Origin of the sequence: Advenella sp. FME57, assembly GCF_014897675.1 — a bacterium.
In the GTDB taxonomy this organism is placed as follows: Bacteria; Pseudomonadota; Gammaproteobacteria; order Burkholderiales; family Burkholderiaceae_B; genus Advenella.
The window spans coordinates 36,552-60,815 of the sequence record NZ_JABUXU010000002.1; the positions used below are offsets into that span (position 1 = coordinate 36,552).

The 24,264-nt window shown below is 56.4% G+C and carries 19 protein-coding genes and 1 tRNA gene; 8 read left to right on the forward strand and 12 right to left on the reverse strand.

All coding sequences use genetic code 11. From position 1 onward, the window contains the following. Positions 1 to 16: 16 nt before the first annotated feature. Complete coding sequence (gene secA, locus INT32_RS03160) at positions 17 to 2,767, forward strand: preprotein translocase subunit SecA (RefSeq protein WP_193087289.1); 2,751 nt, start codon at positions 17 to 19, stop codon at positions 2,765 to 2,767. A 341-nt stretch (positions 2,768 to 3,108) separates the two neighbouring features. On the opposite strand, the gene mgtE is transcribed toward secA, so the two are convergent. Next, the gene (gene mgtE, locus INT32_RS03165; RefSeq protein WP_193087290.1) at positions 3,109 to 4,590 is read right to left on the reverse strand and encodes a magnesium transporter; all 1,482 of its coding nucleotides are present in this window, start codon (positions 4,588 to 4,590) and stop codon (positions 3,109 to 3,111) included. A gap of 20 nt (positions 4,591 to 4,610) precedes the next feature. Further along, on the reverse strand, positions 4,611 to 5,462 hold the full coding sequence (locus INT32_RS03170; RefSeq protein WP_193087291.1) for an inositol monophosphatase family protein: 852 nt from the start codon (positions 5,460 to 5,462) through the stop codon (positions 4,611 to 4,613). A 219-nt stretch (positions 5,463 to 5,681) separates the two neighbouring features. Between INT32_RS03170 and INT32_RS03175 the strand changes: the two genes are divergently transcribed. From INT32_RS03175 to INT32_RS03185, 3 genes are all read left to right on the forward strand, one after another. Next, entirely contained in the window at positions 5,682 to 7,658 is a 1,977-nt protein-coding gene (locus INT32_RS03175; protein ID WP_226816510.1) for an FAD-dependent oxidoreductase, read from the forward strand. 121 nt (positions 7,659 to 7,779) lie between these two features. Beyond that, complete coding sequence (locus INT32_RS03180) at positions 7,780 to 10,014, forward strand: glycoside hydrolase family 31 protein (RefSeq protein WP_193087545.1); 2,235 nt, start codon at positions 7,780 to 7,782, stop codon at positions 10,012 to 10,014. Positions 10,015 to 10,121: 107 nt separating this feature from the next. Further along, positions 10,122 to 10,197: transfer RNA gene (locus INT32_RS03185), tRNA-Lys, on the forward strand. An 82-nt stretch (positions 10,198 to 10,279) separates the two neighbouring features. On the opposite strand, the gene INT32_RS03190 is transcribed toward INT32_RS03185, so the two are convergent. Beyond that, positions 10,280 to 11,098, reverse strand: a complete 819-nt coding sequence (locus INT32_RS03190) for a helix-turn-helix transcriptional regulator (protein ID WP_193087293.1) — start codon at positions 11,096 to 11,098, stop codon at positions 10,280 to 10,282. 98 nt (positions 11,099 to 11,196) lie between these two features. On the opposite strand from INT32_RS03190, the gene INT32_RS03195 reads away from it, so the two are divergent. Beyond that, entirely contained in the window at positions 11,197 to 12,684 is a 1,488-nt protein-coding gene (locus tag INT32_RS03195) for an MFS transporter (RefSeq protein WP_193087294.1), read from the forward strand. Between the two features lie 148 nt (positions 12,685 to 12,832). Further along, positions 12,833 to 13,231 carry a nuclear transport factor 2 family protein gene (locus INT32_RS03200; RefSeq protein ID WP_193087295.1) on the forward strand — a complete coding sequence of 133 codons (399 nt, stop codon included), beginning with the start codon at positions 12,833 to 12,835 and terminating at the stop codon, positions 13,229 to 13,231. Positions 13,232 to 13,601: 370 nt separating this feature from the next. On the opposite strand, the gene INT32_RS03205 is transcribed toward INT32_RS03200, so the two are convergent. Continuing rightward, positions 13,602 to 13,943, reverse strand: a complete 342-nt coding sequence (locus tag INT32_RS03205; RefSeq protein ID WP_193087296.1) for a hypothetical protein — start codon at positions 13,941 to 13,943, stop codon at positions 13,602 to 13,604. Positions 13,944 to 13,966: 23 nt separating this feature from the next. Here INT32_RS03205 and INT32_RS03210 point away from each other — a divergent pair, with 23 nt between their 5' ends. Continuing rightward, on the forward strand, positions 13,967 to 15,163 hold the full coding sequence (locus INT32_RS03210; RefSeq protein WP_193087297.1) for an MFS transporter: 1,197 nt from the start codon (positions 13,967 to 13,969) through the stop codon (positions 15,161 to 15,163). A gap of 210 nt (positions 15,164 to 15,373) precedes the next feature. On the opposite strand, the gene INT32_RS03215 is transcribed toward INT32_RS03210, so the two are convergent. Genes INT32_RS03215 through INT32_RS03250 form a run of 8 tightly spaced genes read right to left on the reverse strand, consistent with a single transcriptional unit; the run spans position 15,374 to position 23,331 of the window. Further along, complete coding sequence (locus tag INT32_RS03215) at positions 15,374 to 16,678, reverse strand: ABC transporter substrate-binding protein (RefSeq protein ID WP_370540165.1); 1,305 nt, start codon at positions 16,676 to 16,678, stop codon at positions 15,374 to 15,376. A 28-nt stretch (positions 16,679 to 16,706) separates the two neighbouring features. Further along, complete coding sequence (locus INT32_RS03220; protein WP_193087298.1) at positions 16,707 to 17,831, reverse strand: zinc-dependent alcohol dehydrogenase family protein; 1,125 nt, start codon at positions 17,829 to 17,831, stop codon at positions 16,707 to 16,709. A gap of 12 nt (positions 17,832 to 17,843) precedes the next feature. Further along, entirely contained in the window at positions 17,844 to 18,596 is a 753-nt protein-coding gene (locus INT32_RS03225) for an SDR family oxidoreductase (protein ID WP_193087299.1), read from the reverse strand. A 31-nt stretch (positions 18,597 to 18,627) separates the two neighbouring features. Continuing rightward, positions 18,628 to 20,061: an aldehyde dehydrogenase family protein gene (locus tag INT32_RS03230; protein WP_193087547.1), complete on the reverse strand. Its 1,434-nt coding sequence runs from the start codon at positions 20,059 to 20,061 to the stop codon at positions 18,628 to 18,630. Then, positions 20,042 to 20,737 carry an ABC transporter ATP-binding protein gene (locus INT32_RS03235; protein ID WP_193087300.1) on the reverse strand — a complete coding sequence of 232 codons (696 nt, stop codon included), beginning with the start codon at positions 20,735 to 20,737 and terminating at the stop codon, positions 20,042 to 20,044. Before INT32_RS03235 ends, INT32_RS03230 begins: the two co-directional genes overlap by 20 nt. After that, positions 20,737 to 21,480 carry an ABC transporter ATP-binding protein gene (locus INT32_RS03240; RefSeq protein ID WP_193087301.1) on the reverse strand — a complete coding sequence of 248 codons (744 nt, stop codon included), beginning with the start codon at positions 21,478 to 21,480 and terminating at the stop codon, positions 20,737 to 20,739. The genes INT32_RS03235 and INT32_RS03240 overlap by 1 nt, the downstream gene beginning before the upstream one ends. A gap of 13 nt (positions 21,481 to 21,493) precedes the next feature. Continuing rightward, positions 21,494 to 22,429, reverse strand: a complete 936-nt coding sequence (locus INT32_RS03245; RefSeq protein ID WP_193087302.1) for a branched-chain amino acid ABC transporter permease — start codon at positions 22,427 to 22,429, stop codon at positions 21,494 to 21,496. After that, positions 22,426 to 23,331, reverse strand: coding sequence for a branched-chain amino acid ABC transporter permease (locus INT32_RS03250; RefSeq protein ID WP_193087303.1), 906 nt, complete (start codon positions 23,329 to 23,331; stop codon positions 22,426 to 22,428). The genes INT32_RS03245 and INT32_RS03250 overlap by 4 nt, the downstream gene beginning before the upstream one ends. A 336-nt stretch (positions 23,332 to 23,667) precedes the next feature. Between INT32_RS03250 and sodC the strand changes: the two genes are divergently transcribed. Further along, a complete protein-coding gene (gene sodC / locus INT32_RS03255; RefSeq protein WP_193087304.1) occupies positions 23,668 to 24,201 on the forward strand; it encodes a superoxide dismutase family protein in 534 nt (177 codons plus the stop codon). Positions 24,202 to 24,264: the final 63 nt, after the last annotated feature.

Sequence of the window (24,264 nt, forward strand, 5' to 3'; positions counted from 1 at the left end):
TTACTCTGAAAGCAGAATGATTTCTCTACTCAAAAAAATTGTTGGCAGCCGTAACGATCGTCTTCTGAAGCAGTATCGCAAACTGGTCTCCAGAATCAACAGTCTGGAAAAAACCGTCGAAGCCCTGTCCGATGAAGCGCTGGCCGCGAAAACCCAGGAATTCAAGGCTCGCTATCAGCAGGACGGAGATCTGGACGCCATGTTGCCCGAAGCTTTCGCTGTTGTGCGCGAAGCCTCGCGCCGGGTACTGGGCATGCGTCACTTCGATGTGCAGCTGATCGGCGGCATCACCCTGCATTACGGTAAAATTGCCGAGATGCGCACGGGTGAAGGTAAGACGCTTATGAGTACGCTGCCTGTCTATCTGAATGCCATGTCGGGCAAGGGCGTGCATGTGGTCACCGTCAACGACTACCTGGCGCGCCGTGATGCGCAGCAAATGGGTCGACTGTATAACTTTCTGGGCCTGTCCGTGGGTGTGGTGGTACCAGAGCAGGACAACACAGAAAAGGTCGCTGCATATCGCGCCGATATAACTTATGGTACCAATAACGAATTCGGCTTTGACTATCTGCGCGACAATATGGAATATCGCGCTGAAGACCGGCGCCAGCGTGAATTGAGCTACGCCATAGTCGACGAGGTCGATTCGATCCTGATCGATGAAGCCCGTACGCCACTGATCATTTCCGGCCAGGCCGATGACAATACCGAACTGTATGTCAAGATGAACCAGGTTCCGGCCATGCTTACGCGCATGGCGTCCGAACCCAAGCCGCAGGAAACGGAACCGGAAGGCGATTTCTGGGTGGATGAAAAATCCCAGCAGATTTACCTGTCCGAAGCCGGGCACGAACACGCCGAGGAAATTCTGACTCGCCTGGGCATGCTGCCGCAGGGTGAGTCGCTGTACGAGCCGCGTCATATCACATTGATGCACCACTTGATGGTGGCATTGCGCGCCCACAATCTGTTTTTCCGTGACCAGCATTATGTGGTCAATGACGGTGAAATCGTGATCGTGGATGAATTCACCGGACGTTTCATGGCGGGGCGCCGCTGGTCCGATGGTCTGCATCAGGCCGTGGAAGCCAAGGAAGGGGTGGCGATCCAGAACGAGAACCAGACCCTGGCTTCGATCACGTTCCAGAACTTTTTCCGCATGTACAAAAAGCTTGCCGGCATGACCGGTACGGCCGATACCGAAGCCTACGAATTCCAGGAAATCTACGGCCTGGAAACGGTCATTATTCCGACCAATTTGCCCATGGTCAGGGATGACCAGAACGACCAGATTTTCAAGAACGATCAGGAAAAATTCGCTGCCATCATCAAGGACGTGCGCGATTGTCACGAACGCAATCAGCCGGTGCTGGTCGGTACCACGAGCATTGAAAACTCTGAGGTTCTGTCCGAACTGCTGAACAAAGAAAATCTGCCGCACGATGTGCTCAACGCCAAGCAGCATGCGCGTGAAGCTGAGATTATTGCCGAAGCCGGCAAGCCGGGCAAAATCACCATTGCGACCAATATGGCTGGCCGCGGTACCGACATTGTGCTCGGTGGCAGCATAGAGAAAGCCATTTCCCTGGTGCGCGCAGACGATACGCTCACGCCAGCCCAGAAAGAGGAGCGTATTGCCGCCATTCGTGAAAAATGGCTGCCGGTCAACGAACAGGTCAAGCAGGCCGGAGGCTTGCGCATTATCGGTACCGAAAGACACGAATCGCGTCGTATCGATAATCAATTGCGGGGCCGTGCCGGACGCCAGGGCGATCCCGGCTCATCTCGCTTCTATCTGTCGCTGGATGATTCGCTCATGCGCATTTTCGCGGGCGATCGCGTGCGCGCCATTATGGACCGGCTGGGCACCGATGGCGAACCGATAGAAGCCAAGATGGTATCGCGTTCCATTGAATCGGCGCAGCGCAAGGTGGAAGGTCGCAACTTCGACATCCGCAAGCAGTTGCTTGAGTATGACGACGTGTCCAACGACCAGCGCAAGGTACTGTACGGTCAGCGCAATGATGTGTTGGAAGAGGCCGACTCCGGCCCGCTGGTAGCCAACCTGCGCGATGCGGCGATTACCAACTTTGTGCGCACTTATGTGCCGGTAGAAAGTATGGAAGAGCAGTGGGATATTCCTGCATTGCAGACTGCGCTGGAAGCCGAATGGCAGGTTAGCGTGCCCCTGATCGACATGCTCGAAAAAAACGACAGCATGGGCGACGAGGATATCGTCGAAGCGGTGCTGGCACAGGCTCGCGAGAACTACGAAACCAAAGTGGCGCTGGTCGGCAAGGAACAATGGGTCTCTTTCGAGCGCGCCATCCTGCTGCAAACCATCGATACGCTCTGGCGTGAGCATCTGTCTTCACTCGATCACCTGCGTCAGGGTATTCATTTGCGCGGTTATGCGCAAAAAGACCCGAAACAGGAATACAAGCGCGAAGCCTTCGAGCTGTTCTCAGGCATGCTGGAGCGCATTCGGAATGAAACCGCGCGCGTGCTCATGACCGTGCAGATCCAGTCGCCAGAACAGGTTGAAGAGGCCGAGGCCGATGCCGCGCAGTCTCATGTGTCCAATATGCAGTTTCATCATTCTGACTACGATGAAGCGCTGGCCAATGCCGAAATCAATGAAGAGGGCGATGTGTCTGCCGGTGGTATCACCGTCAAAAACATGGTGGGCAGAGTTGGCCGCAACGATCCGTGTCCGTGTGGCAGTGGTAAAAAGTATAAACATTGCCACGGCAAGCTGAGCTGATCAACACCGGCCTGGCTCCTGCACAGCACGCGTGCGCGTGTCGGTGCAGGGCGGTGTGGGAAGCGCAGTGTTGTGCATGAAGTTGTATATATCGGGATGGGAATGACGATGTATAAAATATTCGATGGCAGGTTGATATCAACGTTCAATGTCACACAGCCATGTCGCAACAGATTGACGGCACCGATTGATGTCGACTCAAATAAACGCCATGTCTTCCGATGGCAGGCATAAATGAAAAATCCCTCACAGTTCAAAAGCGGTGAGGGATTTTTTGTTATGCGGATGGCGGTGAATAATCTGGGCGGCGCGTCATGCCGGACAACGACGGCAGATGCTTGCTAGATAAGAAACAGGTTTGCCAGTCCCAGAAAGACAAAGAAGCCAAGCGAGTCGGTGGCAAAGGTGAGCAGCACCGAGGACCCCATGGCCGGATCCTTGCCGAAGCGGTCCCGCGTCAAAGGAATCAGGACGCCCAGCATGGCGCCGATCAGCATGTTGCAGACCAGTGCCGCCATCATTACTGCCGCAATGGAAAGGCTGCGCGAGACAAGCCATGCAAAGGCGGCGGCGACCAGACTGCCTGAAATGCCTACCAGGAATGTCACCACAAATTCACGTCGCAGCAGCGATTTCACGTTATTGGAGGTAATACGGCCCATGGCAAGAGCGCGAATGACAAGTGTCATGGTCTGGTTGCCTGAGTTGCCGCCAATGCCCGCCACAATGGACATAAGAAAAGCCAGAATCACAATGGTGCTGACGGTGTCTTCAAACTGGGAAGCCACATAGGCGGCGACCGACGCCGTGCACAGGTTCAGAAACAGCCAGGGCGCCCGGTTGCGGATCGCGCTGGAGACAGGCGCAAAAATATCCTCTTCCTGCAGACCGGCACGTGACAGATCCTGTTCCTGCGAGTCTTCGCGGATCACGTCCACCACCTCGGCAATGGTCAGTCGGCCAATCAGCCGGTTTTGCTGGTCCACCACTGGTGCGGAAACAAGATCGTAACGTTCAAATGCGCTGGCCGCTTCACGGTCTTCGTCATCAGGACCCAATGAAAGGTAGTCGGTGTTCATGACGTCTTTCACGATGGTATCGGGGTCGCTGACCAGCAGGCGGGAAACGGACAGCACGCCCAGAATCTGATCGCCGCGATCGACCACGAAAATCTGGTCGGTGTGATCCGGCAGTTCACTGAGGCGGCGCAGATAGCGCAGGACCACTTCCAGGGTGACGTCCTCGCGCACCCGGACCATTTCGAAGTCCATGATGGCGCCGACCGTACCCTCGGGGTAACCCATTGCTTCGAGCAGTTGCGCCCGTTCGGCTTCGGTCAGGCCTTTCTGTACCTCGGCCACAATGTCCGGAGGCAGATCGGCGGCCAGATCGGCCAGCTCGTCGGCATCCAGGTCTTCGGTTGCAGCCAGCAGATCGGCCCGATCCATGGACGCAATCAGCGATTCCCGGACCCAGTCGTCTACTTCCAGCAGAATGTCGCCGTCGTACTTGGAGTTGACCAGGCCCCAGATAAGCTGGCGCTCTTCGGTGGGTAGCGATTCCAGAATGAATGCGATATCTGCCGGATGCAGGGCATTCAGGGTATTGCTCAGTTCGGCTTCATGCTGGCGCCGGATCAGGCCTTCGACCAGCGTCGACTGCTCATCGCCGGCTTCCTGGCGGTGCACTAATTGTTCGACAATGGCGTGCTTTTTCAGCAGTTCCTGAATGCGCTCGAGCGCAAGCTGCGCATCCTCGGTGTCGAGTCTGCGCGGTACATGGACCAGGACGGCTTCGGAGGGGTGCTGATTTTTTTGCGCCATGACTGTAACGACCGGTTAGGCTATCGCGGTTTGAGATGAGGGGTAATCATGGCCGAGAGTGCCGGAAACAGACCGTTGCCCGCGGCGACCACAAACCCGTTGATGGGCCAGGGGTCATTGCCATACATATCGTCTGCGCGACCTTGCGCTTCCCGCACCAGCAATGCACCGGCGGCGACGTCCCACGGCGCCAGGCCCATTTCAAAATAGCCATCGAAGCGTCCGCAAGCGACCCAGGCCAGGTCCAGTGCAGCGGCCCCATTGCGGCGCAGGCCGCGAGTGGTGTGAATCGCTGTGTCAAAGATGGGGGTGTATTGATCTTCGAAGGAAAAGTCGCGGAAAGGGAATCCGGTTGCAAGCAGTGAATCGGCCAGCGTGGCCGTTTTTGAGCAGGAGATACGCTGACCGTTAAGCCAGGCGCCGGTGCCTGCCACGGCCGTAAACAACTCTTCGCGGTTGGGGTCATATACAATCGCAACGACCGGGGTATCGCGGGTCAGCGGCTCGGATGCCTGAGGCAGCACCGTACCGGCATGGGCGATAAGCCCGAGCGAGACGGCATAGTGTGGAATGCCATGCAGATAATTGGTTGTGCCGTCCAGCGGATCAATATACCAGGTGGCAACGCCTTCCGGTTTGCCGCCGGATTCTTCAGCAACAATGCCAAAGTGGGGCGTCAACTGGGCGAAGGTATCCAGAATGGCCTGTTCTGCTTCCTTGTCGGCCTGGGAGACCAGATCATTCCTGGCTTTGTGATCGATGATCAGGTCGGATCGGCGATGCGAATAGGCCTGCAGTACCGAGGCTCCCGCATGGGCTGCCTTGATGCCGGCATCAAGCGCAATACCGAAGTCGATGAGGGAAGAAGACATGCGTGATACTCCGTCTGGATTTGAATCGGAACAGCAGCCGGGATAAATCCCGATAATCGGACGATTATAAAATGAATAGCTTTGCCCGGGTTCGCATTGCGGCAAAACCGGGTATTCTTTGTGTACTTTGTGTAAATGGCGCGACGGCGATGCATGGTGGCCCAATGCAGGCCGCCGCGGGCGCGCCTGTCTGTTAAGTATCGGTAGGGAGAAGGGTTGATGGAAGGTGCGCTGGACAATTTCAGTGCGGTGCTGGAGCAGGCGATGGTGCATTTGCAAAAAAGCATGCAGCAGGAGAACACCTTTACGGCCTTGGTGCTGGCCGCTAATGGCGCTCACGTTGCAGCGACCTTGTTGGCGCACTGGCAACGTCACGCACCAGCTCAGGCGCAGTTGCATCTGGTGTTTTTTGAAGCCGCGGCCATCGCCTCGTCAGAGACGAAGGTTACGACTGAAGGCGCACTGGCGTCTACCTCGGCGGCGCGAACCCCGCTTGCGGCAAACAGCGATGACGCATGTGCAGCCCTGGACGGGCTGCTGGCTGCCTCTGATGATGCAGGCGTGCCGCTGCTGCCCGGGGTGCATCGGTTCGATGCGCCGGCGCACCGGCTCACGGTGACGCGCCTGATCGGTCCGGTAAGCCAGACTTTCTCGCAGTTGGTTGCCGTTGTGGATCTGGTGCTGGTGGATTCGACCCGCCGGCTCGCCGAAATTGCGCACTATGCCGACAGTGTGTTGCGTATTGCAGCGGCAGATCTGGCCGTGGTTGCACCCCAGCCGGTGCTTGAGCAACTACAACAAGCGATCAGAAACAAGGGGTCGCGGGCCCTGGCTTTGCATCCATTGAGCCAGCCATGGCAGGTACTGCTGGCGCGGCTGCATAAACCGGCCAAGCCACTGGTCGCGCCGGCACGCACCGCATGGGTGGTCGGCGGCAGTCTTGCTGGTGCGGGCGTGGCCTATGCGCTGGCATTGCGCGGCTGGCACGTGCACGTGACCGATCCGGCACTGGCTCATGATCAGTCGGGACCCCAGGCAGGCCATCTTGCCGCGGCCCTCACGCCGCTTATTTCCGTTGATGATAATTTCAAGGCGCGACTGAGCCGAGCCGGGGTGTATCGCGCCCATCAACGCTGGGCGGACTTTGACGCCGATATCATCGTCTCGCGTAGCGGTACGCTGGAGCTGGCACGCAGCAAAGGGCATGCGCGCGACCTGCTACAGGCTGTGCAGGCCATGACCTACCCCGAAGGGTGGGTCAGCCTGACAGCGCCGCCGCAGGCCGCCACGCGCGCCGGCGTCGGCGTCACTCGCCACGGCGCGTACTTTGTCAAAGGCATGACGGTTTCACCCCCCAATCTGATCCGCAAGTTGTTGTCCCATCCCAATATTGTCTGCCATGGCGTGCAGATTGATTCGCTGCAAAAAGGGGCGCAAGGCTGGCAGTTGCGGTCTCATCAGAACAAGGAGTCCGTGGTCGTGGCCGAATGCGATACCGTTATCCTGGCGGCCGCCGCCCATACGCCGGCACTGTTGGCCCAAAGCGGCCTGGATCACCATACCTTGCGTTCAGGACGCAGGCAGCCGACCATACCAGCGATCATGTCCATGGATACGTTGGCCGGACAGGTCATGCATGTGCCGGCGGCAATGCTGCCGCAGGTGCCAGTCAGTGTGATTGGCGCAGAAGGCTATTTTCTGCCGGCGGTGCAGGGGCAATGCGTATTGGGCAGCACCTACGAACGGGAACCGGTCAGGCAGGGATGTACCCGTCGCGGCCAGCAACAAATCGTGAGCAAACTGGCGCCGGCGCTTGCGCCAGCCGTCTTGCAGCCGGTCGTCGATGCAATGGCGGCGCACGCGCCCATTGCCGGATTGTCGCCATTGGCCTCGTCCGGTGAGGCAGGCGATGAAAGTAGCGGCGACGGGGGCAATGCACTGCCAGCCCATGCGCAGGCAGCGCAGCACGACGATGCCCCGGTGTTTGCCGGGTGGGCCGGAAGCCGGGCGGTTATCCGGGGCCGGTTGCCTGCTTTTGGTCCAATGCGCCACGCGCCCGGGCTGTGGCTCGCTTGCGGCTACGCATCCCATGGCCTGACCTGGTCGGCATTGGCCGGCGATGTTATCGCCGCCATGCTCAATGCAGAGCCAGTTCCGCTGGAGCGAGATTTGCTGCAGGCGGTGGCGCCGCGCTGAAAAAATCGCTTGAAAAACGGCCGCATCCGCTTTGTTTTTTAGCCAAAACCCGAAATTGATTTTATTTTGTGTGGTAAATGAGTCAAAATAAGCGTTTTTAGGGAATCTCTTGCCCGTTTCCATGCCCCGGTATTCCCCCTCACTGAAAAGAACTCACGTGATTCAATTTGATCGTCTTGTATTCAAGTCCGCTCATGCAACGCATGCCGAGTTTTCTACGGACACTGATTTATTGTTGCGCGTCGAGGCCCACGGCCCGGGCGTATTCAGGATCCTGGCAGGGTTGCCCGACAGGCTCTCCGAAGAAAAACAAACCGCGCGCCAGAAGCAGCGCCAGGCACTGACCATCGCTCGCGACGAGTGCATCGGCGACATGCTCACCGAGTCGCTGATTGATGAGTCTGGCTGGCGTTTCACCCAGGGCGACGTCTCTCTGGTGATCTGCAACAGTCCGCTGAACATTTCGCTGTTCCGTGGCGATACATGTATTTTGCGCACCGATGATGGCTTTGAGACGCCGCTGGTCATGGAGTCCGAAGCCGGACAGCCTGCCCATTGGTCGGTCATGTTCGATCTGCCGGACAACGAACCGGTTTTCGGGCTTGGCGAAACCGCTGGCGACTTCAACCGCCGCGGCGTGGAAATGGTGTCCGACCTGAACGACTTCCGTTATTTGCCGCTGGCCTGGAATCCCAGGGGCTGGGGAATATACGCGAACTCGCTTGAGCGGGTCATGCACGATCCTGGCACAGAAGACAATCCGGGCACCTATCAGATTTTTATGGATGGTCCGGTTTTTGACCTGTTTCTGTTTGCTGGCGATGTCCCCGAAATTTTCAATCAATATTCCGCGCTAACCGGTCGTGCCGGCCAGCCGCCGTTGTGGGCCATGGGTTCATGGCTCAAGCAGCAGCCGGGCCAGTCTACGCCAGACTTTGTTGCACAGGCCGAAGCGCTGCGACAGTCCCAGTTTCCATTGGATGTCCTGGATTTTGCCCAGCCTTCCATGGTGCAGTTTCAGGCAGACAAGCTGGTGCTGGAATGGGATGGCAGCCGCATGGACGATGCGCGCCGCACGCTTGGCGCGTTGCGCGAAAAGTTTTTTGAAATCTGTGTTCCATCCTTCCCAGGCGTACCGCGTGAATCGGTTCTGTTCGACGATCTTGAAGATCGCGGCTGGCTGCTGACCGGCGACGATGGCAATGCGTTTGTTTTTGACGGTGTACCGGAAAACGGCAATGTGCCGTTTGGTCTGCTGGACCTGACCTACAAGGATGCCTATGCGTTCTGGGTCGAGCGGCATCATCAACTGGTCGACGAAGGTGTCAGCGCTTTCCACAGTTCGTTTCCGGTAGAGATCCCCGATGCGGTCAGTGCACGCAATGGCGAATCGGGCGCGCTGCTCAGAGAGCTGTATCCACTGTTGCTGCGCCGGGCACTGTTCGATGCTGTTTCCATGAACAAGACGCCTACAGAAGGCGTAGTGCCTTCTGCAGATCTGATTATGGCCGTGCAGCGCGTGGCCTGGCAAAAAACGCCGGCATCGGCCAATGATTGGGACGGGCTGACGCAGTGGTTGCGCCAGGGGCTGTCGATTCAGGCCAGCGGCGTGATCGCGGTCACGCACGATCTGGGTAATCCCGAGCAACTGGATGGCGACACCCCGCTGGACGCGACGCTGTATCTGCGCATGCTGGGCCTTTGCGTGTTTTCTGCCGGGTTCGCCTTTCAGGCCGCGCCGGCATTATTGCCCAGTGCCTATCCGGAAGACATCCAGACAAAGATCCGGACATTGCTTGAACTGCGCTATCGCCTGATCCCATATATTAATGGCGTCATTGAAGATGCCGTACGCACCGGCCTGCCGGTGCAGCGGATGATGGCGCTGGCGTATCCTGACGATGCCAAGGCACGTGCCTGGGACCAGCAATACATGCTGGGTCCGGCACTGCTTGTGGCACCGGTGCTGCAGCCAGGCTCGTCGGTGAATGTCTATCTGCCCGAAGGCGATGCCTGGTGGGACCTGAACCTGAACCAACGCTATGAGGGCGGCCAGGTGCTCACGGTTGAGTGCGGGCTAGACTCGGTGCCGGTCTTTGGTCGTGAAGGCCATATGCTCTGTCTGGGGCCCGTCCTGCGGCATATGGGTGAGTTCAACTCGGCGCGCATCCTGGATGAGGTCTGGATGTTCGGCATGCCCACGCACAACCCGGTTGTCATGCGCAACAAGATTCGTGTCATGCAGATGCAGGGCTCCAGTTATATCAAAGGCCTGGAAGGGTTGAAGATTCTTCAGTCTGATGGTCTTGAAGTAAAACGTCGTGGCGCAGAAGTGCGTATCTCGCGCGAACGTTAAAAGTCGTTGTGCCCGTTGCGACAAAGAAAAAATTTAATTTCTTTGTCGCAATTATGCAAATAGTATTGACAGCAAGTTCGAATTCCTTCATAATCTTTTTCTTTCCTGGGCTGGTAGCTCAGTCGGTAGAGCAGTGGACTTTTAATCCATTGGTCGCGAGTTCGAGTCTCGCCCAGCCCACCAGGAAAATCTTGTAGAAAGAATATCTTAGCCGCTAGCCTGAAAATGGAGTAGCGGCTTTTTTATTTTTCGAATCTACAACGTGTCATTGTTTCGGCCACTGATCGGTCGCAGCATCAACTTTTTGCCTTGCATAAACGACTAACCGCAAATGCCGATCTGCATCAATGGTTAGCGAGGTTTGCTCAAACGACTCGGCCTTGCCGTCGATCATCAGCTTGCGTGTTCCGTTGCAGCCGGTGTGTACCTCGTGCTTTGGCCACCACGCTTTGAACTCAGGCGACACCTGTTTCAGTTCATCTACAAGTTCATGAATGTCCGCTTCCTGAGTAGCGAGGGCAAAGTCACGACGAAAGCTCGATAGCATCTGTGGTGCCTGGTCTTCCCAAACATCCAGCCGCTCGCGTACGAAGGGATCTGTAAAGAGCAGCCAAAGCAGATTTCGGCGTCCGGGCAAATGTGATCCTAATTGCCAAAGCTGGTCTGCCGCAGCATTGAACGCCAGTACATCCCAGCGCAAATTTAGAACGTATGCCGCATGCGGCGCCAGGTCATGCATTAGCCGCAGCACAGGCGGTGGCACCACACACCAGGTTTTGCCCGGTTCTGCAGGAGGTCTTTCATGTGCCAGCAGGAACAGATGCCGTCGCTCAGAGGCATCCAGTTTCAGCACTCGCGAAAGGTTGTCCAGAAAGCCGGCAGATACGCCAATATCACGGCCCTGTTCCAGCCAGGTATACCAAGTCAGGCCAACACCGGCAAGCGCGGCTACTTCCTCGCGACGAAGCCCCGGTGTGCGGCGCCGTCCACCGCTGGGCAGTCCCACATCGGTGGGCGACAGGCGTTCACGACGTGTTCGCAGGAAAACGGCTAGATCGCTACGCGTTCGTTCCATGGTTCGCATTGGTTATCTCATTGCTTTAAGTAATAGTATAAACAGTTAAATTGTAATTGTTTAACAGAAGATCGACAATGATTGCATCGTTACTCTGGATAAGCAAGATGAACTCGAATTCCCCTTTGTCGACAGTGTCGGCGAACGCTGTTGATACGCCACCATGGCTCGGTCTGTCCGTGCTGCTGTTAGCCGGTTTCGTTACGATTTTCGATCTGTTCGTGGTTAATGTGGCTATTGCCCGCATACAGGTTGGTCTCGGAGCCAGCTTCGCGCAGATCGGTTATATCGTGGCTGGGTACGAATTGGCCTTTGGCGTATTGCTCATTACCGGAGGGCGGCTGGGCGACTTGTTCGGCCGCCGCCGTCTTTTCGTTATCGGCATGGCCGGGTTCACGCTGGCCTCGGCGTTGTGCGGGCTGGCATCTACTGCAGGTTTTCTGATCGGTGCGCGGGTATTGCAGGGTTTGACGGCTGCCTTGTTGTTTCCGCAGGTATATGCGTCGATCCGCGTCAATTTCGATGGTAACGAGAGTCGCCGTGCGTTCGGACTGTTGGGCATGACCTTGGGCCTTGCAGCTATCGCAGGCCAGGTGCTGGGCGGCTGGCTGGTGCACGCTGATTTGTTCGGTCTGGGTTGGCGCAGCATCTTTCTGATCAATGTGCCGATTGGCTTGTTTGCCATCATTGGGGCTCGCTACATACCAGAATCCCGTGCACCGCAGCGCGCGGTGCTGGACTGGACCGGCGTGGCGCTGGTCAGCGCCGGGCTCACGCTATTGCTGGTGCCGTTGATTGAAGGGCCGGGGCACGACTGGCCTGATTGGAGCCTGTGGGCGCTGGCAGCAGCGTGCGTGCTACTGGCTCTGTTTTATCGACAACAGGAGCGACGGCGCGCCGATGGTCACCTGCCGTTGGTGGATATGCGCTTACTGTCGCAGCGCCGTTTCGCTTTGGGTGCATTATTGGTGCTGCTGGTCTATTCAACCTCCAGTTCATTCTTCCTGTGTTTTGCGCTGCTCATGCAGTCTGGACTGGGACTGGATCCCTTTGTCGCAGGCAGTATCTTCGCGCCTTGTAGCGTGGGTTTTGTTGTCGCCTCGTTGGCCGCGCCGCGCCTGGTTGCGCGGTGGGGAACCAGCGCCATTGTTGCGGGTGCGATTGTCTATGCAATTTCTATCGGGTTGCTGATTGCCCAGGTGCAGGTGGCAGGGTCGACATTGGAACCTGTGCGATTGATTCCAGTGTTGATTGTGGTTGGTGCCGGCCAGGGAGTCATCATGACGCCGTTGTTGAATTTGGTATTGGGATTCGTAGAACAAGCGCAGGCAGGCATGGCCTCTGGCGTAATATCAACGGTCCAGCAGGTCGGTGCCGCGCTGGGTGTGGCAGTGGTGAGTATTTTGTTTGGCATGGCATTGGCAGTGCACGATAGTGAAGTGGCACAAGCAGACCGCTACGCCTCGGCCTTTGTGTCCGGAATGCGCTATAACCTCGGAGCAGCGTTGCTGGTCAGTGTGCTGCTATTTATGCTGGGTCGGGAAAAGCAAGCGATCCCGCAGTCGAGTGCTTTATCGGAGGGATCAACGCCATAGACATGCCGTGGGGCCCAGCTAAAGCAGTAAGGGCGGGGCAAGCCTGAAGGATGGCAGTCTGATTGCTTATGCACGATAAGCGCGCGCTTTATGAGCGTAAAATTGCAATGAGTGAAAGTTTTCCGACCAACAGCGAGGAGAATCTAGAATGGCCAGTCTTGAAACTGAACAAGTCGAACGCATTGTCCGCGATTGGGCACATTCGGTCAGCACCGGCGATCGCAAGGGAATTCTCAAGCATCATGCCGCAGACCTGTTAATGTTCGATTTTCCAGATGTATTCGAGGGTATCAATGCCTACGACGGCACTTGGGATTTTTTCTATGCCAATCCCAGGGGGCCAATCACCTATGAACCGTCCGATCTGCGTATAACGGCCGGCGAGAATGTTGCGTTTGTTACGTGCAAGATGCATTGCGATGGTACGTCAGCCGGTCCGCTTGAATTTCGCCTGACCGTCGGTTTAGAAAAACGCAATGACCAATGGCTTATTACGCATGAACATCATTCCGTGCCAACGATTGAAGAGCGATTCATCAACCCTTAAAAGACCAGCGTAGCCGCTGGCCCGGAAATAGAGTAGCGGTTTTCTATTGCCGGGTCTTGTATGCCTGCAGCGTATTCGTTTTATTGTCTTGCTCTGTGAAAACCGCCCGTTTTCTGCGTTTCGGGCAAGATAAACCGATATGGACAAAAATTTAATAATTTGCCCATGTTTTAGCCATATGGTCAGAGTGTGTCCACAGGCCACTGATATGGACGGTTTTTTATGTTTTTGACCATATCAGCTAATCCGGGCCTCGTGTTTTTCCTTTTATACAGATGAAGACGGGAACAAAAGCGATAACAAAAATAGTATAGGGTGCGATTTGATCAATGCCATTGTTGATGACGCCGCGATCTCACCCTTTCGGGCATCACTCGCGGTTCTGGCTGATCGGTGCAAAATCTTCCGGCGCATGTCCGATAACAATGCGCTTGCCCGTGGTTCTTGCCAGATCGTGCAGTCTTTGCATGGATGCAAGTGGTTGCTTGCGGCTGGTATTGAACCCGGGAACACGATTGTGTTTGAAATTTGCATACGAATGCCAGACATCGCCAGCCAGGATCACCGGCTGATGCCCGGCCGGCGTCACCAACAGGGATTGATGTCCCGGTGTATGTCCGGGCGTTTGCAGAATACGCAAGCGCGTCATGCGTCCAAAGACGTGCATTGCTGCAACGGTTGCCATTGCGCCGGGTAAAATGCTGGATATCATCAAGCCTTACGAAGGACAGCCGCATGGCAGACAGCAGTTTCAGTTTAAAAAGTATTGCCATTCCTGCGTACGGCCCTTCGCTGCTTTTCGGATTTGCCAACGGTGCGATTTTGCCGGTGATTGCCTTGAGCGCCCGCGATCTGGGCGCTACACCTGCCTTGGCGGGCTTGATCATTGCGCTGATCGGTCTGGGTTCACTGCTGGCCAATATCCCCGCTGCGCTGATCACCTCGCGTGTGGGCGAGCGAAGCGCGCTGCTGGGTGCGTCGGCGATTACCATCATTGCCCTGTTGCTCTGCATTTTTGCCAATCATGCGTTGCTGCTGGCGTTGGCGACGTTGTTGATCGGCGTGTCAACGTCTGTCTTCTTTCTTGCCCGGCAAACCTATATGATCGAGGCCGTGCCTTTTTACATGCGCGCCCGGGCGCTCTCGGTACTGGGCGGGGTGAACCGCATCGGCATGTTTGCCGGGCCATTCGCGGGGGCAGCAGTGATGCATTTTGTGGGGCTGTCCGGCGCCTACTGGGTGGGGCTGGCTGCCCTGGTCGCGTCAACGGTGCTGACCTACTATATGCCGGATCTGAAGGTCGAACCCAGGGTGCAAAGCCTGTCGGCGGCCAAACCTCGCATGGCGCGTATTGCCCGCGAGCATGCCGGCGTGTTCATGTCGCTGGGCCTGGCTGTCTTGCTGATCAGCGCCATGCGCGCGGCAAGGCAGATTGTGATCCCGTTGTGGGCCGATTATATCGGCCTGAGCCCGACAGCAACCTCGGTCATTTTTGGATTGTCCTCGGCGGTGGATATGCTGATGTTCTATCCTGCCGGCAAGATCATGGATGACTGGGGACGGCTGTGGGTGGCTTTGCCCTGCACCCTGATCATGGGTATTTCACTTGTGATCATGCCATTTACCACCACCGTGTTCGCCTTTATCGTGGTTGCCATGCTGCTGGGGTTGGGCAATGGTTTTGGCTCAGGGATCAATATGACGCTGGGGGCGGACGCCTCTCCCGATCACGGGCGCACCGAGTTTCTGGGGCTTTGGCGGCTGATCAGCGACGTGGGCAGCAGCGCCGGCCCTTTTCTGTTGTCGGGCATGACTGCGCTGGTATCACTGGGTGCCGGTATCGCGTTGACAGGCGGCTTTGGCTTTATCTCTGCAGCGATTTTCTGGCATTTCCTGCCGCATGCACGAGGTGCGAAAGTGCGCGACCAGTAAACGCGCACACGGCGCCGACGCCCTCTGCCATGTAGCATGCGCCGATGCCTTTAGTCATGCCTCAAGAGCCTGATACGACATAAAAAACGCTGCGGCCCGGCGTCGATATCCATGACGATGGGGCGCAGCGAGGTTGCTTGCAGCGATTTTCTGTCAGAGCGTTAAGCAGGAAAATAGTTCGGTGCGCCCTGACAGTTGCGGCTGCGGATTTCAGTGATCGTATTGCTTGCCTTCTTCAGCCTTGAGCGCTGTCGGTTCGACGGTGCTGAGCCATTCCATGGATTTTTTGCCGGCCGGCGCGATCAGTTTGTCGCCAGAATAGATAATCATCTTGTCCAGCACTGCGAAAGGGTACTCAGGCACTTTCTTGGTAATACCGAGCAATTGCGCTTCGTAAGCCTGGCCGTCGGCACGATCGATTTTCAGGCTGCGACCAAAGCCGGTAAATTGCACATCGTGCATAGCCGCGGCCACTTGTTCGGTGCTCGGCCATTTGCCGCCGTTATCCTTGATTGCTTTTTCGTAACCGGCTTTCAGGCCATGGATCGCCTGCACCATGTGGTAGACCGAGTAAATCGGATAGGCATTGGTTTTTTCACGAAATTTCTTGATAAAGGCCTGGTGCTTCGGATCATCTTTGGTTTCCGGATGCAAGAAGTAGTGGTCGCCACGGGCGCCGACAATCACGCCTGCCGGTAGTGCACTGCCCAGGCGTTCCAGCGAGCTTTCTGCAAGCGGCAGCACGAACGTGGAGTTTTTGAACAGATTACGCTGCGAAGCCTGGCGCACGAAGTTATCCAGATCTCCGCCCCAGGATGTGGACAGAATGACATCCGGCCGTAATGCCTGCAGGCGGCTGATTTCCGTAGAGAAATCGGCAGCGCCAAATTTCGGGAACATTTCCGCGACTACACGCACGTCAGGCTTGAAGCGTTTTAGCGTAGCCAGGAAAATCTCTCTGGAATCACGGCCCCAGGCGTAATCCTGATTGACGATGGCCAGTGTCTTGAAGTCCGGCTTTGTCTTGAGCAGATACAGGACAGAGGCGATCATTTCAGCAGTGGCATTGGCCTGGGTCCGTACAACGTATTTGTATTCTTTCTCTTCCAGTACCTTTTCGGTGCCGCAGTCCCACAAGATATTGAGTGTCTTCAGGTCTTCTGCCACCGGTGCAATGATGTTGCAGTTGCCGCTGGAAATGGCAGAAAGAAAGACGCGGGTTCCGTTCTCTGCCAGGCGACGATACTCGGAAAGCAGCTTTTCGCCACCGCCGCCTTCGTCAATATAGGTGGGCACGATCTTGACGCCGTCAATGCCGCCGGCCGCATTGATGTCGCTGATCAGCAGATCAGCCGCATGGCGTGCCGGTACGCCGAAAACCGAAGCAGAGCCGGAAAGAAAAGTGGATATGCCCAGCTTGATCTCGGCTGGTTTTTCCTGGGCAAAAGCACTGGTACTCATGGCAATGCCGGCGATTGCCGCCGTAGCCATAAGTCGCATGGTTTTTTTTAGCATGGTTATGTCTCCTGATTGTTATTGCACTCTAAAAAAGGATGGTGTCTCTCAGTCCGTTACCTGACGCAAGGTGATCAAAACCTTCATTGATCTGGTCCAGTGTGAAGGTCTGCCCCATCAGCTTGTCCACAGGAAGCTTTCCTGCGACATACAGGTCTATATATTTTTCAATGTCCCGCGACGGTACGCCGGATCCCAGATAACTGCCTTGCACCGTCCTTTCCTCGCCCACCATTTGCGCCAGCGGCAGCGCAAAGCTGGCCCGGGGATTGGGCAGGCCGGATGTAATGGTCGCCCCGCCTCTTTTGGTCAGCGTATAGGCCGTCTCGAATGCCTGCACGGCGCCAGCCATGTCAAAGCCGTAGTCTACGCAACCGCCGGCCTGCGCGATCAGCTCGCTATTGTCCTTGATCACTCTGGGATTGATGCAGTGTGTTGCCCCCAGCGTTTTTGCCAGCGCCAGCTTATCGTCGCTCAGATCGACAGCCACGATCCGTCTGGCGCCAGAGGCCACCGCCGCGATCAGTGCGCTCAGGCCGACGCCGCCCAGGCCGACGATGGCAGCGGTATCACCGGCCTGCAATCTGGCCCGGTTGATGACGGCGCCGGCGCCGGTGAGAACGGCGCATCCGAAAAGGGACGCTTCCCTGTGGGAAAGATCGCGATTGACTTTGACGCAGGAACGTCGGGAAACCACGGCGTATTCTGCAAAGCACGAAACACCTGTATGGTGGTTTAGCGGCTGGCCACCTTGGGACAGGCGCTTATCGCCGGATAGCAGGGTGCCGGCCGTATTGGCGATGGCGCCGGGTATGCATAATGCGGGTCGCCCCTCGGCGCAGGGTGCGCAGCAACCACAGCTGGGCACGAACACCATCACCACATGGTCGCCAGGTTTCAGGTCGGAGACTGCACGCCCGCATTCGATGACGGTGGCCGAGGCCTCATGGCCCAGCACGATGGGCATACCTCTTGGGCGATCGCCATTGATGACCGACAGGTCCGAATGACAAAGGCCGCTGGCCTGCATTTTGACAAGCAGTTCGCCGTCGCCGGGCGCGCTCAGTTCCACCTCTTCAATACTCAATGGCCGGCTTTGCGCATAAGGCAACTGCGTGCTCATTGCCCTTAATATGGCTGCTTTGATTTTCATCGCATGTTTTCTTTATACAGTTCGGCCGCCATCGACCGGCAACTCGACGCCGGTCATAAACGCAGCGGCATCGCTGGCCAAAAAGACGGCGGCTGCGGCCACATCTTTGGGCGTGGAAAACCGGCCCAGCGGAATGGATGAAATGAATTTGGCGCGGTTCTCTGGCGTGTCGGGCAGGCCCATGAACAGTTCGAACATGCCGGTGATACCCATGACCGGGCAAATGGCATTGACCCGGATATTGTCAGGGCCCAATTCGACCGCCATGGATTTGGACAGCACATTGACAGCGCCCTTGGACGCGTTGTACCAGCTCAGGCCGGGACGCGGCCTTATCCCTGCTGTTGAGCCGATATTGAGGATGACGCCGGCACCCGTCTGGCGCATAACGGGAACGACTGCCTGGGCCATATGGTAAATCGACTTGACGTTGACATCGAACATTCGGTCAAACATCGCTTCGTCCACATCAAGCATGGGCTGGTTCTTGTGGGTGATGGCGGCGTTATTGACCACGATATCGGGAGCACCGAAAGTATCCACGCAATGCGCGACCAGTGCCCGGACTTGCTCGCCATTGGAGACATCGACGGTAAACGCACTGGCATTGTTTCCGAGCGCGCCGGCAACGCGCAAGGCGGCCGCTTCGTTGATATCGGCCACAATGACTTTTGCGCCTTCATCGATATAAGCAGTGGCAATGCCTTGCCCAAACCCGCTGCCGGCACCGGTGACAATAGCGATTTTATTATCCAGAACAGCCATGTTGTATAGTTCCCTTATAGAGTGATGTGGATTAACCGTGATAGTGAATGATGGTTTTTGTCGTACTCATTTCCTCGAGCGCAACCAGACCTTTCTCACGCCCGTGTCCGCTGCGCTTGACGCCGCCAAAGGGCAGTTCGACACCGCCGCCGGCGCCAAAGCCGTTGATATACACTTGTCCGCATTTCACTTCTTTGGCTACCCGCTGCTGGATGCCCCCGTTCTCGCTCCAGACGGCGGCCATCAGGCCGTAATCGGTAATGTTTGCCAGATGTACGGCTTGCTCTTCGGTATCAAAAGCCAGTGCGACCAGAACCGGTCCAAAAATTTCCTGCATCAACAGATCGCTGTCATGATTGTCGGCAACAAACAGGGTTGGCGTCACGTAATAGCCGCCGTCCGGAACACCGGCTTCAATCTGTCCCTGCGCAAGTATTTTCAGGCCGTCTTTTTTACCTTGTTCCAGATACCGGTTGACGCGGTCAAACTGCGACTTGTTGATGACCGGGCCGCAGTGCAAATCCATGTCTGGCGTGCCCACTTTGGTTTTGGAAAATTCTTCGGCAACAAGGCCGATGAATTCGTTGAAAATATCGCGCTGAATCAACAGACGGCTGCCTGCCGTGCAGGTCTGGCCGGTGTTGGCGATAATGCCTTTGACAATGGCCGGGACGGCCAGCTTCATATTGACATCGTTAAACACCACATGAGCGGATTTCCCGCCCAGTTCCAGCACGCACTTGACGGCATGTTCTGCGGCGGCTTTCTGCACCAGCACGCCCACTTCATTGGAGCCGGTGAAGGTAACGAAGTTGATGTCTTCGTGCGCCGACAGGCTGGCGCCGGCTTCCTCGCCCAGACCGGTGACCACATTGAATACCCCCGCAGGCAGGCCCGCCTCCAGCGCCAGTTCGGCAACCCGGATCACCGACAGGCAGGCGTCTTCTGCCGGTTTGACAACGCATGCATTGCCCATGGCCAGGGAGGGCGCAACACTTCTGCCGACCATTTGCGCCGGATAATTCCAGGGAATGATATGTGCAGTCACACCCAGGGGTTCCCTGATGGCTTGCACCGAATAGCCGTTCAAAAAGGGAATAACCTCGCCGTGCACCTTGTCGGCCGCGGTGCCATAGAACTCGAAATAGCGCGCCATCACCTGAATATCGTTTCGTGCCGAGGAAATCGCCTTGCCGGTATCCTTGGCTTCCAGCTGGGATAGTTGCTCTGCGTTCTCCAGAATCAATCCGCTTAATTTGACCAGGAGTCGACCGCGTTCGAGTGCCGTGAATTTTTTCCAGGGGCCTTCAGCCGCAATTCTGGCTGCCTTGACCGCAAGGTCGACATCGGCCTCATCGCCTCGTGGAATTTGGGTAAAAACGGTGCCATCCACCGGCGAAATTACATCCAGCATTTGCCCGGATATTGCATTTGTCTTGCGTCCATTAATGATCATTTGCGGCATTTTCAGTTGTCCTTTGATTTCCATATAAGCTCATTTCTCCGCGTTCAATATTCCATATCTGGTTTGGAATATCTCCCAGCAGCTTGATATTTGATTCTGTCATTACGATGCTCAGTTCGGGCTCAAGCTGCTTTAACCGGTTCAGGGCTTCGGTATATTCGGCGCCCAATCGCGGCGCCAGGCCCTGAAAGGGTTCGTCCAGAAGCAGCAGCCTTGTGCCGATCATCACCGCGCGGCCCAGCGCCACCATCTTGCCCTGACCGCCCGATAAGGCCGATCCCGAGCGATCCAGCATGGGCACCAGTTGTGGTATGGCTTGCAGCACACACTCCAGGCGTGCTTTGATCGCGCTGGCACTCATGTTCTGTACTTCACAGGGCAGGCGCAAATTCTGCTCTACCGACAATGTCGGGAAAATAACCCGGTTTTCCGGCGCATAGCCAATGTGCAGCGCTGCTCTGGCGTGACCCGCAAGCGCGGTCAGGTTGGCGTCATCAAACCGGATGTCGCCGCTACGCACTTTGACCAGACCCATCAAGGCGCGCAGCAGGGTGGTTTTACCTGCGCCATTGCGTCCCACAATGCCGATGGTCAGCCCGCTATCGAACGTTGCTGTGATATTTCTGAGGATCTGATTGCCGGCCAGATCCACACTTACGTTATTCAGGCTAAGCATCAATGGTCTCCGAGCACGGCGCTGCGGACCAGCGGATTGTTCAGCACCTGGGACGGGCTGCCGTCGGCGGCGATTTTGCCGGAAATCCAGGCCGCAACGCGGGTGGCATAGCGGGCGACGATGTCCTCATCATGTTCGACAAACCAGCTGGTCACCTTGCGCTGCTCAAGCGCGTCCATGACCAGTTGCATCAGGCTGTGTTTATCTTCTGATGCCACACCACTGGTCGGTTCATCCATGATCAGCAGGCGCGGACGCAGCGACAGGGCCATGGCCACATCCAGAAGTTTTTTCTTGCCCTCCGGCAGGTCCACCGAAAGCGCACTGGCGTCCTGCGACAGACCCACCAGTTCCAGTGTTTCATCCACTTCACGGGCGTCGGCCAGACGACTCAATGGCTGAAAATAGCTCAGGCGGGTATTTCTGCTCGCCGCCGCAATTTGAATGCATTCGCGCACGGTATGTTCGGTAAACAGCTGAGGAAGCTGAAAGGATCTTCCCATGCCGAGCCGGACAATCTTTCGGGGCAACAGGGATGTGATTTCCTTGCCGGCGAAGTAGACGTTGCCAGAATCGGGCTTCAGATATCCAGTGCAGATGTTGATAAAAGTGGTCTTGCCGGCGCCGTTCTGGCCGATGACTGCCAGCTTTTCGCCTTCATGCAGTTCAAAATTGATCTGGTCGGCCGCGACCACACCGCCAAATGCGAGACTGAGATTTTGCGTCTTTACTAATGGTTCCATCGCTTGTCTTCTCCTAGGCTCGCTTCAGTTTGCGTTTTCGCATGATTTGACCTACCACCCCGTTAGGCACGACGAAAATAACCAGGATCAGCGTCAGCCCCAGAATGGCCTGCCAGAAACCGGGGAAATAGGCCGAAGAAAGCAGTTTGACGGTTTCAAAGATGGCGGCGCCGATAAATGCACCGCCAACATGGGCGGCGCCACCCAGAATCGTGATATACACGTACTCTGCTGAACGCAGCCAGGTGCCGATTTCCGGCGTGACCAGTCCCTGTATCAGGGCCAGGATGGCGCCGGAAAACCCCACCACGGCGCCGGATAATATATAGCCCTTCCATAGCACGTGGCGGGGTGAAATGCCCAGATACTCAAGCCGGGTTTCGTTGGTCTTGATTGCTGCCAGCGCCTGGCCATTGCCCGAGCGGAAATAGCGCTGCACTGCCCAGGCTATGAGAAGCGAACCGGCCAGGGCAATGCACATCAGCGTAAATTCGAAGGCGCTTCGGTCAAGCACAATGCCCGCCACGGTCGGCCTGCTGACGCGAATGCCGTCAGTGCCACCGGTAATATCGTAGAATTTGGTGGTGAGGGCAAACAGCACCATGCTTAAGGCAAGATTGAGCATGCCGAAGAAAATACCCCGGTACCGGGCAACAAACATGCCGATTAAGGCGCTGAACAAAGTGGCGATCACTACGCTGCACAAGATGAGCACGATGACATCGGTCTCGGGACGCAATCGGGAGATAAAAGCAATGCTGTACGCGGCGATCGATGCATACATGGCATGGCCGAATGACACCTGGCCGGCGCGCAGCATCACCGAAATGCCCAGTGCCGCAATGGCATAGGTCAGGCCGATGATCAGGGGAGTAATGGTCCAGGGCACCAGGTAGCCGCAGAGCAGCACGAGCAGTGCCGACATCAAACTGAGTGTATAAATTTTCATATTGTTCTGGCCTGTGCAACTTTGAATAATCCGTTAGGCCTGAATACCAGTACCAGCACCATGATGATGTAAGGCACAGCGACTTCTACTTCCGGCGCCAGATAGATAGAGAACGACCGTATTACGCCTATAAGTATTGCGGCAATAAGTGCGCCGGTAATCTGCCCCAGCCCGGCGGTGGCGACCACCGCAAAAGACAAGACCACCATATCGGCACCAACGCCCGGGACCAGGGAAGTGGTGGGCGATGCAAGCGCGCCGCCCAGCACGCCCAGAATAGTGCCTATGACAAATGTGAAATAGCTGATGCGCCTGGCATTGATTCCCATTGCGGTAGCCACTTCGCTGTTATGGGTAATGGCAACAATCTGTTTGCCAAGCCTTGTATACCTGAGAAAATAGACCAGGACCACGTACGCAATCAGGGCCGTGCCGGGGATGATCAACAACTGGTAGGTGGTATAGGTGATGTTGCCTATCTCTATATTTCCCAGGCGCCCGACCACTTCGCTGGCGGTATAGGGCTGCGCGCCCCAGATGAATTTTTGCAGATCCTCAAAGATAAGAAAGGCGCCGAACGTCAACAGCAGTTTCAGAATAGGATCGTAGCCATGGGTCCTGCGTATCAGCACAAATTCCACAATCGAGCCCAGTATGATGCCAACAATAATGGCCACCAGAAACAGTGAGAGCAATGGCAGGATCGCCGACTCTGTGGTTGGTGCATAAACGGCGATGAGTGTTGCAGCAGCATACCCGCCATAGGCATAGAATGCGCCGTGGGCGACGTTAAGAATGCCCATCACGCCAAAGATCAGCGTGAGTCCAAGCGATACCAGAAAGAGCAGGCCGGCGTATGACAGACCGTCCAGTAAAGCGATCAGGATTAAATCCGAATTCATGTTGTCCCCATCTCGTTTTTTTAGCTATTAGACAGGATATATACAGTAATCCACACAGGTAAAACCCTTAGCGCATGCTTTGTCTTTTTGAAACCCTGGCTTTTCTATTCTGATAGTCGCGCGAGAACAGTTCTGGGCGGCGGCAAGGAACGGGCGCCTTCGGTCCGCCTTTTGGCTTGCGGACCGGAACATGGATTGCCAGCGATTGCCGCTATCATTGATGCCGGCGTTCATGACAGATTTGCATCCAGTTATAAGCAATTGAAACATTGATTTGATCGCTTCGTTTTGGATGTTAGCCTTTTACTTTGTTGATTTTCATTGAGGGAGTACGCCATGAGATTGGAAAAATTGTTACTGGCAACTATGTTAAGTGCAGGCATGATATCCACGGCAAGTGCCGCCGAACTGAAAGTGACCATGAACGAGGCGACCACGTCGGCAACGGGCAACCAGATGGGTCAGGTGATCATCAGCGAAACGCCTTTTGGTCTGCTCTTTACGCCCGATCTCAAGGGGCTTGATCCCGGCGTGCACGGTTTTCACGTTCACGAGAATGCCAGTTGTGATGCTGCTGAAAAGGACGGCAAAACGGTGCCTGCCCTGGCTGCCGGCGGCCATCTGGATCCGAAGAAAACGGGCAAGCATGAAGGGCCGTATAGTGACCAGGGCCATGTGGGTGACCTGCCGGGGCTGGTTGTCGCGGCCGATGGCACATCGACATATCCGGTGCTGGCTCCGCGACTCAAAGCCTTGTCCGACGTGCAGCAGCACGCGCTCATGATTCATGAGGGCGGCGATAACTATTCTGACCATCCCAAGGCGCTCGGCGGTGGGGGCGGGCGCATGGTGTGCGGTGTGATTAAATAAAGTTTGCCCCACGGCATGGGCGGCCGGCGTTGCTGAGGGGTTTCTGGGCTGCGGCTTGCTGCG